Annotated in this window: 14 protein-coding genes and 1 riboswitch; of the genes, 4 read left to right on the top strand and 10 right to left on the bottom strand. The window is 58.3% G+C overall.

Features of this window, described 5'->3' with window-relative positions; translation table 11 throughout:
• Positions 1-26: 26 nt before the first annotated feature.
• Positions 27-221, top strand: coding sequence for a hypothetical protein (locus tag K3G63_RS11575; RefSeq protein ID WP_220614286.1), 195 nt, complete (start codon positions 27-29; stop codon positions 219-221).
• A gap of 94 nt (positions 222-315) precedes the next feature.
• Here K3G63_RS11575 and queG read toward each other — a convergent pair whose 3' ends face one another.
• The 3 genes from queG to ruvB form a co-directional block, all read right to left on the bottom strand.
• Positions 316-1,299, bottom strand: a complete 984-nt coding sequence (gene queG, locus K3G63_RS11580) for a tRNA epoxyqueuosine(34) reductase QueG (RefSeq protein WP_220614287.1) — start codon at positions 1,297-1,299, stop codon at positions 316-318.
• Between the two features lie 83 nt (positions 1,300-1,382).
• On the bottom strand, positions 1,383-2,240 hold the full coding sequence (locus tag K3G63_RS11585; RefSeq protein WP_220614288.1) for a hypothetical protein: 858 nt from the start codon (positions 2,238-2,240) through the stop codon (positions 1,383-1,385).
• A 99-nt stretch (positions 2,241-2,339) separates the two neighbouring features.
• Positions 2,340-3,386 carry a Holliday junction branch migration DNA helicase RuvB gene (gene ruvB, locus K3G63_RS11590; RefSeq protein ID WP_220614289.1) on the bottom strand — a complete coding sequence of 349 codons (1,047 nt, stop codon included), beginning with the start codon at positions 3,384-3,386 and terminating at the stop codon, positions 2,340-2,342.
• A 190-nt stretch (positions 3,387-3,576) separates the two neighbouring features.
• Between ruvB and K3G63_RS11595 the strand changes: the two genes are divergently transcribed.
• The gene (locus tag K3G63_RS11595; RefSeq protein WP_220614290.1) at positions 3,577-4,536 is read left to right on the top strand and encodes a hypothetical protein; all 960 of its coding nucleotides are present in this window, start codon (positions 3,577-3,579) and stop codon (positions 4,534-4,536) included.
• Positions 4,537-4,618: 82 nt separating this feature from the next.
• Here K3G63_RS11595 and K3G63_RS11600 read toward each other — a convergent pair whose 3' ends face one another.
• The 7 genes from K3G63_RS11600 to pnuC form a co-directional block, all read right to left on the bottom strand.
• On the bottom strand, positions 4,619-4,960 hold the full coding sequence (locus K3G63_RS11600; protein ID WP_220614291.1) for an HIRAN domain-containing protein: 342 nt from the start codon (positions 4,958-4,960) through the stop codon (positions 4,619-4,621).
• A gap of 391 nt (positions 4,961-5,351) precedes the next feature.
• A complete protein-coding gene (locus K3G63_RS11605; protein WP_259404424.1) occupies positions 5,352-6,584 on the bottom strand; it encodes an acyl-CoA dehydrogenase family protein in 1,233 nt (410 codons plus the stop codon).
• 422 nt (positions 6,585-7,006) lie between these two features.
• Positions 7,007-9,490, bottom strand: coding sequence for a TonB-dependent receptor (locus tag K3G63_RS11610; protein ID WP_220614292.1), 2,484 nt, complete (start codon positions 9,488-9,490; stop codon positions 7,007-7,009).
• A gap of 58 nt (positions 9,491-9,548) precedes the next feature.
• Positions 9,549-9,650: riboswitch (TPP riboswitch) on the bottom strand.
• Between the two features lie 579 nt (positions 9,651-10,229).
• The gene (locus K3G63_RS11615; protein ID WP_259404425.1) at positions 10,230-10,661 is read right to left on the bottom strand and encodes a GNAT family N-acetyltransferase; all 432 of its coding nucleotides are present in this window, start codon (positions 10,659-10,661) and stop codon (positions 10,230-10,232) included.
• The gene (locus K3G63_RS11620) at positions 10,654-11,529 is read right to left on the bottom strand and encodes an aldose 1-epimerase family protein (RefSeq protein ID WP_220614293.1); all 876 of its coding nucleotides are present in this window, start codon (positions 11,527-11,529) and stop codon (positions 10,654-10,656) included. The genes K3G63_RS11615 and K3G63_RS11620 overlap by 8 nt, the downstream gene beginning before the upstream one ends.
• 70 nt (positions 11,530-11,599) lie before the next feature.
• The gene (locus K3G63_RS11625; protein WP_220614294.1) at positions 11,600-12,178 is read right to left on the bottom strand and encodes an AAA family ATPase; all 579 of its coding nucleotides are present in this window, start codon (positions 12,176-12,178) and stop codon (positions 11,600-11,602) included.
• 54 nt (positions 12,179-12,232) lie between these two features.
• Positions 12,233-12,943, bottom strand: a complete 711-nt coding sequence (gene pnuC / locus K3G63_RS11630; protein ID WP_220614295.1) for a nicotinamide riboside transporter PnuC — start codon at positions 12,941-12,943, stop codon at positions 12,233-12,235.
• Positions 12,944-12,994: 51 nt separating this feature from the next.
• Between pnuC and K3G63_RS11635 the strand changes: the two genes are divergently transcribed.
• Positions 12,995-13,318 carry a rhodanese-like domain-containing protein gene (locus tag K3G63_RS11635; RefSeq protein WP_220614296.1) on the top strand — a complete coding sequence of 108 codons (324 nt, stop codon included), beginning with the start codon at positions 12,995-12,997 and terminating at the stop codon, positions 13,316-13,318.
• Between the two features lie 68 nt (positions 13,319-13,386).
• Positions 13,387-15,915: an ATP-dependent helicase HrpB gene (gene hrpB / locus K3G63_RS11640; protein ID WP_220614297.1), complete on the top strand. Its 2,529-nt coding sequence runs from the start codon at positions 13,387-13,389 to the stop codon at positions 15,913-15,915.
• Positions 15,916-15,923: the final 8 nt, after the last annotated feature.

A 15,923-nucleotide genomic window follows, 5' to 3' on the forward strand; every position in this document is an offset into this window, starting at 1 on the left:
CTAATTCAGTGCAATCCATTTCACCCATGCTTGAGTACGCTAAAACCATTCTGCTCAAAGTGAGCTTCGACAAGATTCTCTTCGAGAAGGAGCTACGCAAAGCCCTCCGCACCTTGGTGCCGGCAGAGCTGACGGAGTTGAAAGCTTGGTGCTACCAGCAGTTCTCCAACCTCTACCGCCTCATTCTGAACCGCGTGTTCACCCAACCGACGGTCGCCTAACTATTCCATTTCTTTCCACCCAGCGGAGCCGTAAGCCGTTTACCGAAAGGTAAGCCTGCTTACGGCTCCGCTGCGTTACGGGGGTAGCGCCACGTTACATTCGGGGCTCGTTGGTATCGGTGGGTGGGGTAATGACTGGGGCGGGCTCTTCGCCCAGCACAAACCGGATGTTGCGCTGTAGCCCCGCGTAACCCGTGCGCTTCACCGCCGACTGCCGGAACAGCTCCGAGAACAGCTCGTGGGTAATTTCCTGCCAGTCGCCGGGAGTAAGGTCTTTTAGGCCAGGGTGGGCATTGAACTGGGGCTCCTGGTGGGGCTTCGAGAAGCGGTTCCAGGGGCACACATCCTGGCAAATGTCGCAGCCGAAAACCCAGTTGCCGAACTTACCTTCTACTTCCCGTGGTATCTGGTCTTTCAGCTCAATGGTGAAGTAGCTGATGCACTTGCTGCCATCTACCACGTAGGGCTCCGTAATGGCCTGGGTGGGGCAGGCGTCCACACATTTGGTGCAGGTGCCACAGTAGTCTTTAATAGGGCCGTCGTACTCCAGCTCTAGGTCCACAATCAGCTCGGCAATAAAGAAGAAGGAGCCGGTGCCAGGCCGGATGAGGTTGGTATTCTTGCCTACCCACCCCAAACCGCTCTTCTTGGCCCAGGCCTTGTCCATTACGGGAGCGGAATCCACAAAGCAACGGCCCCCTACCTCCCCTATTTCCTCCTGCATGTCCTGCAGCAGGGTTTTGAGCTTGTCCTTGATGACAAAGTGGTAGTCGCGGCCGTAGGCGTACTTGCTGACTTTGAGCGTGTCGTCGGGCTGTTGCGCTTCCTCCGGGGGGTAGTAATTCAGCAGCAGGGAAATAACGGATTTGGCCCCATCTACCAGCAGACGCGGGTCGAGTCGCTTATCAAAGTGGTTGGCCATGTAGGCCATTTTGCCGTTCATCTGGCGGCTGAGCCAGTTCTCCAGCCGTGGCGCTTCTTCTTCCAGAAACTCAGCCTTGCTGATGCCGCAGTACATAAAGCCCAGCTCCGCCGCCCGGCGTTTAATGAAAGCAGTGTAGTGGGCGGTAGGTAGCATAAAGCAAACTTATTCGGTACTAGGCTGATGAGGTAAAAGAAAAGCGTATCTGAAAGTTCAGATACGCCTAGCAAAGATCTTTATTATTCTACTTCGTAACAGCCTCTAGCGCTATTCCATTTTAGCTTACTCTGATTCCTGTTCCAAAAATCATTCCACCACTTTGCATCTTTATTTTTATCAAACTTCTCATCTCCCACTAATGTAGTTAAATATGCAAAAGTATATGTATCAGGATTACAATACATAGCAGACGAATTTTCTACAGGCATGGTATCTAAATTATACATAGTCTTCAAGCATCCTTTTGTCAATTCACTCTTCTTAGAATTATCATTCAGTGACACAACTAAAGCATGAAATGCTTGCATGCTACTTACTTCTGGAATTTTAGCGTTTACTTGGGCAGGAGACTTTACTTCCTCAATCTGTTTATCAGACAAATAATCAAGCCACCTCCCTTTTATCTCAGCGAGTTCTGAGGCCGCCGATTTAGGAGTAACGTATCCAAATTTTTTCCCCGTTAGATTCTGCAGAATCTCGTTCGCCCTTCCCGCTACTTGAAAAAGGTCATTATCTATGACCAAACCTTTTCCTTCGAAAAGAATATCATTTGATATAATTCTATCCCATATAATCAGACGGCTAGTACCCGTTAATTTCGTTTCACTCCTATTCGTAATTTGATTAGCTAATCTTCTAAGGTATATTTTATCCTTACTATAATTGTTAACAGATGCATTGAGTGTCAAAAAAACATCAGCCCAACTGGCATCCTTTACATTTTTATCCGTTAGCTGTTCGGATGAGAGCTTTTGTACTTCATCATACTCTTCCTTAGTTAAGCCTTCAATATTTCGCTGGCTCCAGGAAACCAATATCCTCTGACTAAAAGCATTATTAACACCTAAAAGCAATAGGATTAAAATCACTTTCTTCATAACTGAATTTTACAAATTACACTCCACTATAACAGCGAAGCATCGAAAAATAGCTAAATATACTATTTCTCGATGCTTCGCATATATGAAAGATGAGCCTTAACTAAACAGCTCCCCGGTAGTCGTATTCCCGCGCAGATGTTGGGGCATTTGGCGGCCCAGGTGTTGGTAGGCTAGTTCCGTGGCTTCGCGGCCGCGGGAGGTGCGCTTGATGAAACCTTCCTGGATCAAGAAGGGCTCGTACACTTCCTCAATGGTTTCGGCTTCGTCGCCGCAGGCGGTGGCAATGGTGCCGAGGCCCACGGGGCCACCCTTGAACTTATCGATAATGGTGCTCAGGATGCGGATGTCCATTTCGTCGAGGCCGTTCTGGTCCACGTCGAGGGCGTTGAGGGCAAACTGGGCAATTTCGCGGGTGATGGTGCCGGTGCCTTTAATCTGGGCAAAGTCGCGGGTGCGGCGCAGCAGGTTGTTGGCAATACGCGGGGTACCGCGCGAGCGGCGGGCAATTTCGAAGGCCGCATCCTCATAGATGGGTGTACCCAGGATTTCGGCCGAGCGCTGCACGATGCTGGTGAGCAGGGCCGAATCGTAGTACTCCAGGCGGGAGCTGATGCCGAAGCGGGCGCGCAGCGGCGAGGTCAGCATGCCCGAGCGGGTAGTAGCCCCGATGAGGGTAAACGGCGACAGTGAAATCTGCACCGAACGCGCATTCGGACCCGAATCGAGCATAATGTCGATGCGGTAATCCTCCATGGCCGAGTACAGGTACTCTTCCACTACCGGATTCAGGCGGTGAATCTCGTCGATGAAGAGCACGTCATTTGGCTCCAGATTGGTGAGCAGGCCGGCCAAGTCGGAGGGCTTATCGAGCACCGGGCCGCTGGTCATCTTGATGCCTGCTTCCAGTTCGTTGGCAATGATGTGCGAAAGGGTGGTTTTGCCCAGGCCGGGAGGCCCGTGCAGCAGGACGTGGTCGAGAGCTTCGCCGCGGTGCTTGGCAGCCGCTACGAACACTTTCAAGTTTTCGACTACCTTGCCCTGGCCGGTGAAGTCATCGAAGGAAAGGGGCCGCAGGGCCTTGTCGATGTCCTTTTCGGTGGGGTCCATGTGGTCTTTACCACCAGTCATATACGGTTCGCGCATAAGCGTAGAGAGTAGTTCAGCGTGTCGAAAGGTAACATGCAGATAGTAGCGTTGGTGCCTTTTTTAGCAAAAAATATTACTCAATGTCTATTTAACTAATACAGTTAGCAACGCCTCCTTTTCTTCTACCTCAACCACAAGCTTGGTTACACTTCTCCGCTAACTTGCACCCTCACCCGCCCTGCTGCTCATGTCTGCTGCTTCCTGGCTTGATGCCCTTCCTACCGACTTTTACGATCAGCTGGCCCACTGCCTCAGCCTGCATGGCATGGCGGCGGCAGAGCTGCTGAGCCAGCCCGAATCCTACCAGCTGGCGGCGCTTACTGCCCTGGATGGCTACAAGGTGCAGGAGCTGAACGGCATCCACACCCACGAGCAATTGCTCTCTAGCCTGCGTGCTAAGCCCCTGGAGCTTTATCACTTGCTGTTACTGGGTCGTCTGACGCTGGAAACCTCCTTGGCTATACCCGTGCTGGCTTACGTGCAAGAGCAGATGCAGATAGATCAGCAACAGCTTGATTATCTGAAAACGTATTGCTTGGAGCTAAGCGGGGCCTTTCTGAATACCTTGGAAGAGCACTTACCAGCCCCGCAGGGGGTAGCGTCGCTGGGCCTGCATCGGCTGCACATTGAGGAGGCCTTTACCAAGCTGCTCGCACTGCATCCTGCTTCGGTGCCGCCGGCGGCGAACCTGCGCCTGGCTGAGCCACAGTTGCAGATGCTACGGCTGGCGCTCCTGCTGGTCCATAGCCTGCCCGCCACCGCAGACCATCCTTTCCTGCTGGCGGTAAGCAAGCTCTCGAATTTGCAGCCCGCAGCGCTGGAGCCGCTCATCGAGCATTTAGGGCGCGTTCGGGCGCAGGAGCAGCTCACGCTTACCATGCCGGAGCTGGTGCAGCTATATCAAGGCATGCAGGTATGCGGAATGATTTTCGTGTCGGATGTAATGAACCGGCTTGGGCTCGAAGAAGCCTTTCCTACCCTATCGGAGGCCGAAGCATCGGCTACGGAAGCCGCCCCCGTCAGCAACCGGCAAGCCGTGGGCGAAATGGTAAGCGGCTTCACGCGCTGGGTGCAGCAAACTTTCCCGGAAGCGGAGGAGATACAGAAGGCCCGCCAAGAAATTTTAGCCCTGGCCGACACGCTGTAGGTGATGGAATGAATGGTAGCAGGTAGCCCACGGGGTCTTCTTTTGCGCTCCATCATTTCTTACCCTTCACCTTACCACCCGCCTACTGCCTTTCTAATAGCACCTCAATTTCCAGATGCAGCCAGTCATCTTCCCAGGCTTTATGGGTTAGGCGGGCGTGGAGGGGGTAGCCCGCATCGAGCAGGCGCGCTACTGTTTCGTTGCGTCCCTCGGGCAGATAGCCCAGCCAAAAACCATCGGGGCCAGTGGTATACACGCGCACGGCCCAATCGTCGTAGGAGCTGTCGGCTTCGCGCTGAAGAGCCAATTGCTGATTTGACTGCAGGCGCGGCTCGTATTCGCGCAAACCTTCGCGGTGAGTAGTGCCGGCTACCAGGCACTCAAGCAATACCAAGGGTTCGGAGTCGGTGGCGATTCTCATCATGGGGACAAATTACGGCAGGAGTGGTGAGTTTTACTTATCCCACCGACGGCGGTACTTCTCGGGTAGAACGCTGAACACAACTACCCATGCGACAACGCAGCCGACTAGCCAAACCAAGCCACCTGCAATGTACCCTAATATGCAAAGCCCCCCGTCACAACCACCATCACCGCGCCAGTTTACGCTCTTTACAAACAGAGTTACAAGTCCACAGCCAATTAACCAAAACATGGTGCCCCGCCAACCCAATAGGTAGCATAACAACCCGATAACTCCGGTGACGAAAGCAAGAGCAATAAGCCACTCCATAATCTGCGACCCGTTCGGTTTATACTAAATAAACCGTCCGCTTCAGATGAAGCGGACGGCAGTGTAAAAAGCTAGCGACACCCTATTTAAACGCCTGAATACCGGTGATGTCGGCGCCGGTGATGAGCAGGTGAATGTCGTGGGTACCTTCGTAGGTGACTACCGATTCCAGGTTCATCATGTGGCGCATGATGGGGTACTCGCCGGTGATGCCCATGCCGCCGTGAATCTGGCGGGCTTCGCGGGCAATGTCGAGGGCAATTTCCACGGAGTTGCGCTTGGCCATTGAAATCTGGGCGCTGGTAGCTTTGCCTTCGTTTTTGAGCATGCCCAAGCGCCATACCATCAGCTGAGCCTTGGTAATTTCGGTAATCATTTCGGCCAGTTTGCGCTGCTGGAGCTGATAAGAAGCAATGGGCTTACCGAACTGTTCCCGCTGCAAGGAATACTTCAGCGCCGACTCGTAGCAGTCGATGGCCGCGCCCAGGGCGCCCCAGGCAATGCCATAGCGGGCCGAGTCAAGGCAGCTGAGGGGGCCTTTGAGGCCGTCGATGTTGGGCAGGACGTTTTCCTTGGGCACCTTCACATTGTCGAACACCAGCTCGCCGGTAGTGCTGGCGCGCAGGCTCCACTTGTTATGGATTTCGGGGGTAGTGAAGCCTTCCATGCCGCGCTCCACGATAACCCCGCGAATACGGCCGTTATCATCCTTGGCCCACACCACGGCTACCTGGCACTCGGGTGAGTTGGAAATCCAGAGTTTGGCGCCGTTGAGCAGGTAGTAGTCGCCCTTGTCCTCAATTTTCGTGACCATGCCGCCGGGGTTGGAGCCGTGGTCGGGCTCGGTGAGGCCGAAGCAGCCCAGCCACTCGCCGGAGGCCAGCTTGGGCAGGTACTTGCGGCGCTGCTCCTCGGAGCCGTACTGGTAAATCGGGAACATGACCAGGGAGCCCTGCACCGACGCCGTGGAGCGCATGCCCGAGTCGCCGCGCTCAATTTCCTGCATAATCAGGCCATAGCTGATGTAATCCAGGCCACCGCCGCCGTACTCCGTCGGGATGGTGGGGCCGAAAGCGCCTACCTCGCCAAACTTGCGCACAATTTCGGAAGGAAAGTGCGCCTGCTGGGCCCACCGTTCGATGTTGGGCGAAATTTCCTTTTTCACGAAGTCGCGGATACTCTGCCGGATAAGCTTGTGCTCCTCGGTCAGCAGGTCGTCGATGTCGTAGTAATCGGTGAAGCCGGCAGCATTCAGGGAGCCTTTGTTGCGCTGCACCTGGGCTTTGGTCGAGAGAACGTCAGCTTGGGAAGACATAGGAGGAAAATGGGTGGGTTAGCTCACCAAAGATAGGCATTTCGCTACGCACGGCTGGCCCACCTCCTACCCCGTGTTAAACCAAAAACCCTGACCAGAAGGGGACTGGTCAGGGCTTCGGGGCACCGTCAGGCTGGGTTGGGAATGCCGAAGACCCACCAGCAGCTTCAGTACCTACAACAACCGGGAGGCAGATTCCCGGTTGGGCAATATCGGTGGTAAGCTTCTCACAAAGCCTATGCCGAAACGTCAAAATTCGGCCTAAACACAGTGCTTTTTTTGTGGTTTCGACAGTCCTCTGCCATATCCTTCTTTTCTCCTGCGCGAAGGACCTTACTGCCGCTCCGCTACTGCCCTGCTGGCAGCTGGTAGGCCTCGGCTGTACTCGTTTCAGAGGGCAGTTTGTACTACCCGGCTGTTCGCTAAAAATTCACGCCTACCGAAGCCAGGAAGTTGCGGGTAGCCTGAGGGAAATACCAGTTAAACGTATCGATGCCGCCGCTGGCACCCGGGTAGCTGTAGGTGTAGCCATTGGCCTCATAGCGGCGGTTTAACACGTTATTTACTAAGAAGCCCAGCTCCATTTCTTTCACAAACTTAGGATGGATGCTGTAACGGGCGCGGAAGTCCAGCACCTGGTAGGGTTTGATGCGGCGGTCTTCGCTGGTCGAGTTGTCGAGATACTGGCGGCTGACGGTTTTGTAGAGCAAAGCCAGACGCAGACTCGGCAACGGCTGCCCCTCCAACGTGTGCGCCGATACGACGGAAGGCGAATAGGAAATGGTTGTCGTCCGGCCTTCGGCAGCGGTTATCGGGTTGTAATCGGCATCGTAGGTAACCTCGCGGAAATCCAGAATACGGTTGTGGCTGAGCGTGAGGGTGCTGCTCAGGCTGAGCTTGTCGTTGGCCGAGGCGGAGCCCGTTAGCTCCACGCCGGTGCGGTAGCTGCGCGGGGCGTTAGTACGCAGGGCAGTGCCCACATCGTTGAGCTGGCCGGTAGCTACCAGTTGGTTGCGGTACTTCATGTAGAAATAGTTCGCCTCGAAACGAACCGCCGTAACCAGACCAAGGGCTGAGGTGGCGGGCAGCGTCAGGCGGTAGCCGCCCTCGAAATCCTGAAGACGCTCGGCCTTGGCGCTCTGGTCGCCGGCGGGGCGGTCGGTGAAGTCCGAGCGGACGGGTTCGCGCTGGCCCACGGCGTAGCTGGCATAGAGCTGCTGCCCTTCGGCTAAGCTGAAGGTAGCGCCGGCCTTGGGGTTGAAGAAGGTGTAGCGGGCGCGGGTGGTTACGTCGTTCTGGTCGTCCTCAATGCCATCAATGGTGTACTTGATGTGGCGTATCTGCGCGTCGGCGTACACGCCCAGCTTGGGCAGCACTTGCCAGGTAGCGCGGGCGTAGGCGTTGTAGTCGGTTTTGAGGGCGTCGTTGAAGTAGTAGCGCTGCCGGATGTTGCTGTTGGAAGCGTACTGCGCCCAGATAACCTCGCCGTAGTGGTCGTTGGTGAACTGATTCCAGGCCCCGCCCAGGGTAGCCTGTAGCTTGCCTTCGCGGGGCTGGTAGTTGAGGGCGAAGGTGCCGCCGTAGAAGTAGTTATCCAGCCACTTACGGTCAATCAGGTTGCTGCGCGTGATGGTGGTGTCACCGAGCACTACATTTTCGAGCCCGTAATCTGCCAGCTTGCGGCCGGTGCGGTAGTTTTCGTAGTACCCAAAGCCGCGGGTGAGGTGCAAGGCCGCGCCTATGTTCCAGGCTTCGCCCAGGGCTTGGGAGAGGTGGAGCTGGTAGTGGTTTTGCTGGTAGTTGTCGGTTTGGTTGTCGTAGGTATAGTAGCTGTAGCGGCGGCCTTCGCGCAGGGCGCGTTCGGCATCTTCCGGGCTCAGTTCGCCGTTATCAATGTACTGCTGCAGCAAGGCCCGGTCGCCGGTAATGGCGGGCTCGGGCACGCCATTCCACGATTGGTAGGTTTTCTCGCGGCCCGAAAAAGTGATGAACTTCACCAGCGTGTTTTTGCCCTGGTAGCCCGCCGCGAGGTAGTACGACTTCAGGTCAGAAGCGCCGCGCTTCACGTACCCATCCGAGGAAATGCGCGAAAGACGACCATCTACCGTAAAATGCCCGCCCAGCAGGCCGGTACCGAACTGCACGTTGTTGCGCCAGGTGGTAAAGGAGCCGAAGGTATTCTGCGTTTCGGCGTAGGCCTCGGGGCGCACATCGAGGGTAGAGATGTTGAGGCTGGCCCCGAATGCTGCCCCGCCATTTTGGCTGGTACCTACCCCCCGCTGCACCTGAATACTGCTGATGGAAGAAGCCAAATCGGGCAGGTTCACCAGGAACGACCCGTGCGACTCAGCATCATTCAGCGGCACCCCGTTAATGGTCATGTTAATGCCCGTGTTGCTGGTGCCCCGAATCCGGATATCGGTGTAGCCTACCCCCGCCCCAGCGTCGGAGTTGACGACTACCGATGGGGTTTGATCGAGCAGGTAGGGTAGGTCTTGGCCGAAGTTGCGCTTCCGCAGGTCCTGACGGCTGAGGTTGGTGTAGGCGGTGGCGGTGCGGTCGTTGGCGCGGGAAGCCGTTACCAGAGCCTCCCCGGTAAGTACACCGCCTGATTGCAACGCAGGTGTGAGGCGCTGTTCTGTGGGCTGGCCTTCCAGGCGCTGCACCAGCGGTTGGTAGCCCAGAAAGGTGATGCGCAGCTCGTGGGAGCCGGCCGGTACGGCGGGCAGCGTAAAGGCGCCAGTGGCGTTAGTTGCGGCGCTGGGCGTACCATCGAGCAAGATGGTGGCGCCGGGCAGCGGCGTGCCCGTGCGGGCATCGGTAACGGTACCGGACACGGGGCCTTGCGCCCATGCCGTAACAGGCAGCGCCAGCAGCACCGCCCCGGAAACCAGGTAATTTTTCAACAACTGAAACTGAAAAGATTGAACGGACCCGGCGCCAGGGGTCGGCACCTCAGGTTTTTCGTTCGCGGATCGTTTGTTCCCTTCGCCGGCATTACCCGGGCAGGTTCAATGGGTATGATCTCAGCCCCGCGCAAGCGGCGGGGCACCCCTAAACTATGGGCGCTAAGGTACGCCAGATCTTTCAGGTTTTGTGCTGAAGTGATGTTCAGCAGGAATAAATCGGGGCGTGAATTCTCTTTTATTTCTTGACAATCAAGTAAATTAGAGACTAGCCCGTTACGCATTCAGAAAAAACTGCCCGGAGAAAACAACCCACCCCACACCTCCGTTTCTGTCTTGAAGCCCAGCGCGTAACTAGGGCCTGCCGTTGAACTTTCGTCCTCTCCGCCGCCATGACCATCACCAGCCTACTCTATCTGCTCGTGGTACTTATGTTCACCGGGCTTTTGCTAGTTCTCCCCCGTCGCCGGTCCCGGCAGCCCCCTACCCCTGATAGCGACGACGACGGCGGCGAACCCCTCGACGACGGACTCCCGGATTTTGACTTACCCCCCGGTATATCCCGCCCCATCAATGACTGGGAACCAGACTATAACCGGCCCAGAGTACCGATGGAAGTTTGAGAGTAAGCAGACAAGCTCCATGTGGTATTGTGCGCGGTAGCTTCTAAAACCGAAAGCGGGCAAAGCCGACCTTACTAAAGTCCGCTTTGCCCGCTTTCGGTTTTTACTTTTTCCCTTTACAGGTCTTTGGCCATGCGCACGTAGGGAATGGTGCCGCGGTAGAAGCGGTTGCCTTCCGGCTCCAGGCCAAACGCCCGGTAGAAGTTTTCATTCACCGCGCGGGCGTCGCACCAGATGCGCTGGGCACCCTGGGCCCGCGCTTCATCGAGCACGCGGCGCAGCAGTTGGGAGCCGATGCCCTGGCCCTGGCAGTCGGGGCGGGTAGCAAACTTGCGGAACCGGGCCACGGTGCCGTCAATGAACAGAGAAATAACCGAAACGAGCTTTCCGTTGCGGAAGGCCCCAAAGTGGTGACCTTGCTCATCTTGGTTAAGTTTTACGTAGTCGATGGATTCCTGAGGCCATAGCACTTCGTGGCGAAGCGGGTAGGTATCGGCCGCCTTGATGGGGCGGATGGTAATCTCGGAGGTCATGAAGGAGTTACTCAACGGTGATGCTATAGGAGGTGGCGAACTGCTGGCCGGGCTGGAGGCTCAGAATACCTTCTTTATCGGCCAGTTCGGGAGAGCCGGTGGTAGAACTGGCAATGCCCTGCCAGGGTTCGATGCAAACAAAGGGGGCTCCAGGACCTTTGGTCCAGAGGCCGAGGTAGGGAAAGCCCTCGAAACGCACCCGAACGCCGCGGCCCGAGCGGCGGCTGCGCAGGGTAACATGGGTGAAGTGAAAGTGTTTGAGCACCAGAGCGTCTTGCGCAAATAGCTGATAGCTAAGTGGCAACACCTCCTGATTGGTAAGCAGCGGCGCGGTCTGGCCAGTAAGCAAACCACCGTCCAGCAAATGACGTTCCGCCGTAACGGGCTGGTCGAAGGCAAACTCGTAGTCTTCGAAGGTTTCGCCTTCCGTTAAGGGGCAGCGGAAAGCTGGGTGCGCTCCAATGCTAAACAGCAGCTCGCCCGTGCCTGGGTTTTCTACCTCCCAGCCAATGGTGAGTTCGGGGCCAGCCAGACGGTAGGTGATGCGTAACAGGAAGTCAAACGGGTAGTTGCTGCGGCTTTGCTCCGAAGCGCGCAACTCGAAAGCAACGGCCGTACCCGAGTGGCTGTGCAGCTCGAACTCTTGGTCGCGGGCAAAGCCATGCTGGGGTAGCTGATAGGGTTGACCCTGGTGCGTGTACTGGTCGTGGGGCAAACGGCCCACAATGGGGAACAGCACCGGCGCATGGCGGTTCCAGAACGCGGCATCAGCAGACCAGATATACTCTAGATTATTCAGGTCTTTGCGGACAAAGCTGCTGAGCTCAGCACCGCGGGCCTTGATGCCCACCCGACACTTTTCGTTTTCGAGGTAGTAAGTCATTCAACTAGCAATTGCGGAATCCCAAACGGAAGTTGAGGTAGCCAAACGGAATTCGCGGCGAAAAGGTCGTTTATTCGGCTGATTGGTTGCCACGGTGAGCCCGGCTTTCCAGTAGTTCGGTGCTTTTTCCCAGTAGCGCATCAACGTGGAAGCAAGCAGCCTCCAGACGCTGGCAGGCCGTACCGCTGATTTCTGCAAAGTTCGCAAACTGGTCGCGGAGTTCCCGCTGATACAGCTCAAAGAAGTACTGGCGGTGGTTGGGGTGCTCTCGCAAAGGATCAGGCTCCCAGGGCAAATCTACATTCAGCAGCAACACCAAATCATAGTGCTGGCGCTCCATCTGGGTTTTAATCCAATCGGGGCACTGCCCGAAGGCGTGCTCAGCCCATATCTTGATTACGAGCAGATCGGTGTCGCAGAAGACCACAGGCCTTCCCAGGCGGGTGGCCGTTGCCACGGCCGAGGCTTCGGCATCAAGCTGGCCGCGGGCAATTTCTTCCAGGTCGGCTAGAGTGTAGCGCGGCCCTTGCTTTTCTAAGTACTGACGGGCGTACTCCGGGGCCCACGCCGTGCGGTAGTGCTCAGCCAGCAGGCGACTGAGGGTAGTTTTGCCCGTCGATTCGGGGCCAGTTAGTGCAACACGCAGCATGGGGTACTAAGCTAAGAGGAAGTAGCGGTGCGCTGTGAGAAGGCACGAGGGAGGTTAAACGGTGGAAGCGGGGTGAGCCTTGCCCACGGCTACGTGGCTGGCGCGGCGCCACTCCAGGTAGCCATACACTGCCAAGCCCAGATACAGGGCATACAGGGCACTGGTGGGGTAGAGTTGCTTATACCACAGAATGGGCACGTACAGGATGTCGACGAAAATCCAGAGCCACCAGTTTTCAAGCCGCTTGCGCATGAGCAGGTACTGCGCCGCCAAGCTCACGGCCGTCGTGAAGCTGTCCCAGTGGGGCAAAGTAGCCGTGGTATGATGCTGCAGGTAATAGCCGGCGCCCAGGGTGTACGCCAGCACAAACGCGGCACAGGCCACCCACTCGAACGGGCGCGCGCGCGTGACGTGTAGCTCCGAATGGCTGCGGCCGCCGTAAAGCCACTGGTACCACCCATACACACTCAGGCCAATAAACAGGATTTGCAGAAACCCATCGGAATACAACCCCGCCCGGTAGTACACCAAAATGTAAAGGGCGCAGCTGAAAATGGCCACCGGAAAATTCCAGAGCGACTCGCGCGCCGCCAGCCATACACAGACAAAGCCCGTCAGTACGGCTACCCATTCCAAGGCGCTACCGCCGGCAGCGGCGGTCCAGAATTCGTACAATGACTGCACCACAGCAAGACAACTGAAAGACGACACCAGCACCCCACGCCAGGCAGCGTAGTTTTCGGCATGGTCAAAGCTAACGAGCATTAGGGTAATTTTGCGGATGTCCGGCATTTTCTCTCCCCAGCCTCACCCTCTATGCTCCCCGAACTCACCCCCGAAGACCTGCACGCCCGCCTCCAACGCGGCGAAGACCTGCAGCTGATTGACGTACGCCAGCCCGAAGAGTACGCCTACTGCCGCATTGAGGGTAGCCACCTGATTCCGTTGGGAGAACTGGCCAGTCGGGCTGAGGAAATTGACCCCGACCGCCCCACGGTGCTTATCTGCCACCACGGGGTTCGCTCTATGCAAGCTCTAGCCTACCTCCAGCATCGCCACGAACTCACCAACCTGCTGAACCTGCGCGGGGGTATTCATGCCTGGAGCCTGCGCGTAGACCCCTCGGTAGCCGTGTATTAATTCGGCAGTAGGCCGCGGCAGATCTTCCACTCGGTGTCCTTACCTAGGCTACACCTGCTTCACTACCAATGCTCCTCCCCGACCTTCCCATAAAAGATGCGCTGCCCGAGCTGCTGGCTACCCTCGAAAACCACAGCGTAGCCGTATTGCAGGCCCCGCCCGGTGCTGGCAAAACCACCGTGGTGCCATTGGCCCTGCTGGAAGCGGCGTGGCGGGAAGACGGCCGGATTCTGGTGCTGGAACCGCGCCGCCTGGCCGCCCGCGCTGCCGCTACCCGCATGGCCCAGCTGCTCGGCGAGCCAGTGGGGCAAACGGTGGGCTACCGGATGCGCCTGGAAAGCAAAGTATCGGCCAAGACGCGGATTGAGGTAGTAACGGAGGTGATTCTGACCCGCCAGCTTCAGGACGACCCAGCCCTGGAAGGCGTGGCGGCGGTAGTGTTCGATGAATTTCACGAGCGAAGCCTGCAAGCCGACCTGGGGCTGGCCCTGGCCCTGGATGCCCAGAGCGTGTTGCGGCCCGACCTACGAATTCTGGTGATGTCGGCCACGCTGGATGCCGACCGGTTGGGGGCCTGGCTCGGAGCGCCGGTGGTGCGCAGCCTGGGCCGCATGTTCCCGGTAGAAACCCATTACCTCACGCCCCAGCGGGCCGCCACGGTTTCGCGGCGCCCCCACGAAAAGCTCCAGGACCTCACGCCTGTTATCCTCCGCGAAGCGCTGCAGCAGCACGCTACCGGCGACGTGCTGGTGTTTCTGCCCGGCTTGGCCGACCAACGCCGGGTAGCCGAAAAGCTGGCTTCCCTGCCCAGTTCTATTGACATTCACGTCTTGCACGGCGAATTGCCCGCCGAGCAGCAGGATGCAGCCCTGCGCCCTGCCCCTCCCGGCCGCCGCAAGGTAGTGCTGGCTACCAGCATTGCCGAAACCAGCTTAACCATTGAGGGCGTCACGATTGTGGTGGATGGCGGCTACGCCCGCGTGCCGCGCTTCGAGCCACGCACCGGCCTGACGACCCTGGGTACTGAGCCCGTCAGCCAGGCGGCCGCTGATCAGCGCCGGGGGCGCGCTGGCCGCCTGGGCCCTGGCACCTGTTACCGCCTCTGGACCGAAGCCGAATACCAGGAGCTACCCCATCACCTGGCCCCCGAAATTCTCACTGCCGACCTCAGCCCCCTGGCTTTAGAGCTGGCCCTTTGGGGCACCCATGATGCTACGGCTCTGCGCTGGCTGGATGCGCCTCCCGCGCCCGCCCTGGCCCAGGCCCGCGACTTGCTCGTGCGCTTGCAAGCCATAACGCCCAGTGGCCAGCCTACGGCTCACGGCCGGGCGCTGGCGGGCCTGGGGTTGGTTCCGCGTTTGGCGCACCTGGTGGTGCGCGGGCAGGAAGTAGGACACGGCGCTACGGCCTGCGCCCTGGCGGCTTTGCTCACGGAGCGCGACATATTGCGTTCTGCCGACGGCTCGTTTGGCCCCCCTGACTTGCGCCTGCGCCTGGAGGCCTTGGCATCCGGTCGGGCGCCGCTGCCGGGGCTCACACCGGATGCCGCCGCGGTGCGGCGCGTGCGCGAAGCAGCAGCTGTGCTGCGCAATCGGGCGGGAGCCAAGGGTGAAATCGAGCCGGACGTGGCCGGGTTGCTGGCCGCCTTCGCCTACCCCGACCGACTGGCCCAACGCGAAACAGCTGAGCGAGTACGGCTGGTAAGCGGGCATCGGGCCACTTTGCCAGGCGAGTTTTTCGGGCAACAAGATGTATTTTTTGCCGTGGCTGCTCTGGATGGGGTAGCGGCCCAACCCCGCGCCAGCCTGGCCGCCCCCCTGAGTAAAGCCGAGCTGGAGCAGTACTTCGCGGAGCAAATTGATACTCGCGACGAAGTGCGCTGGGACGAAGCCGCCGGCCGCGTTACGGCCCGCCGCCTGCGCCGCCTCGGTGCCCTGCTGCTCACCGACACCAACCTACCCAACCCCGACCCCGAACTGCTCACGGCAGCCTTGCTCGGGGCCATCCGGGAGGGCGGGGTAGCGCGCCTACCCTGGAGTGAAGCAGCGGCCCAGCTGCGCGAACGGCTGGCTTTCCTGCACCACGTCTTTCCTGACCACTGGCCCGACGTATCGGACACAGCGCTACTGGATAATCTGGCAGAGTGGCTGGGGCCTTACCTGGGCGGGGTGAAATCGTGGGCAGAACTAGGACGCATTGACTTTGTGGAGGCGTTGCTGGGGCTGTTACCGGGGGGCTGGAGCCAGCGCCAAGAGCTGGACCGCCTGGCTCCCTCCCACCTCGAAGTGCCCACCGGCTCCCGCATCCGTTTGGATTACTCTGACCCTGCAACACCAGTGCTGGCCGTACGCCTGCAGGAAGTGTTTGGCTTACTCGATACTCCGACGGTAGCGGGGGGCCGGGTGCCGCTGACCTTGCACCTGCTCTCCCCCGGCTACCGGCCGGCCCAGGTCACGCGCGATTTGCGCAGCTTCTGGACCAGCAGCTACTTCGAGGTACGCAAGGAGCTGCGCGGCCGCTACCCCAAGCACTACTGGCCCGAAAACCCGCTCGAAGCGCAGGCCATCCGGGGCACTAAGAAGCAAAACGGCTTGTAGGGGCACTT

It is taken from the genome of Hymenobacter sp. HSC-4F20 (assembly GCF_019599275.1).
Taxonomy (GTDB): Bacteria; Bacteroidota; Bacteroidia; order Cytophagales; family Hymenobacteraceae; genus Hymenobacter.

Bases quoted from the DNA above. Each gene is read 5' to 3' on its own strand.
- K3G63_RS11575 (WP_220614286.1), top strand. From the start codon at position 27: ATGCTTGAGTACGCTAAAACCATTCTGCTCAAAGTGAGCTTCGACAAG.
- queG (WP_220614287.1), bottom strand. From the start codon at position 1,299: ATGCTACCTACCGCCCACTACACTGCTTTCATTAAACGCCGGGCGGCG.
- K3G63_RS11585 (WP_220614288.1), bottom strand. From the start codon at position 2,240: ATGAAGAAAGTGATTTTAATCCTATTGCTTTTAGGTGTTAATAATGCT.
- ruvB (WP_220614289.1), bottom strand. From the start codon at position 3,386: ATGCGCGAACCGTATATGACTGGTGGTAAAGACCACATGGACCCCACC.
- K3G63_RS11595 (WP_220614290.1), top strand. From the start codon at position 3,577: ATGTCTGCTGCTTCCTGGCTTGATGCCCTTCCTACCGACTTTTACGAT.
- K3G63_RS11600 (WP_220614291.1), bottom strand. From the start codon at position 4,960: ATGATGAGAATCGCCACCGACTCCGAACCCTTGGTATTGCTTGAGTGC.
- K3G63_RS11605 (WP_259404424.1), bottom strand. From the start codon at position 6,584: ATGTCTTCCCAAGCTGACGTTCTCTCGACCAAAGCCCAGGTGCAGCGC.
- K3G63_RS11620 (WP_220614293.1), bottom strand. From the start codon at position 11,529: ATGACTTACTACCTCGAAAACGAAAAGTGTCGGGTGGGCATCAAGGCC.
- K3G63_RS11625 (WP_220614294.1), bottom strand. From the start codon at position 12,178: ATGCTGCGTGTTGCACTAACTGGCCCCGAATCGACGGGCAAAACTACC.
- pnuC (WP_220614295.1), bottom strand. From the start codon at position 12,943: ATGCTCGTTAGCTTTGACCATGCCGAAAACTACGCTGCCTGGCGTGGG.
- K3G63_RS11635 (WP_220614296.1), top strand. From the start codon at position 12,995: ATGCTCCCCGAACTCACCCCCGAAGACCTGCACGCCCGCCTCCAACGC.
- hrpB (WP_220614297.1), top strand. From the start codon at position 13,387: ATGCTCCTCCCCGACCTTCCCATAAAAGATGCGCTGCCCGAGCTGCTG.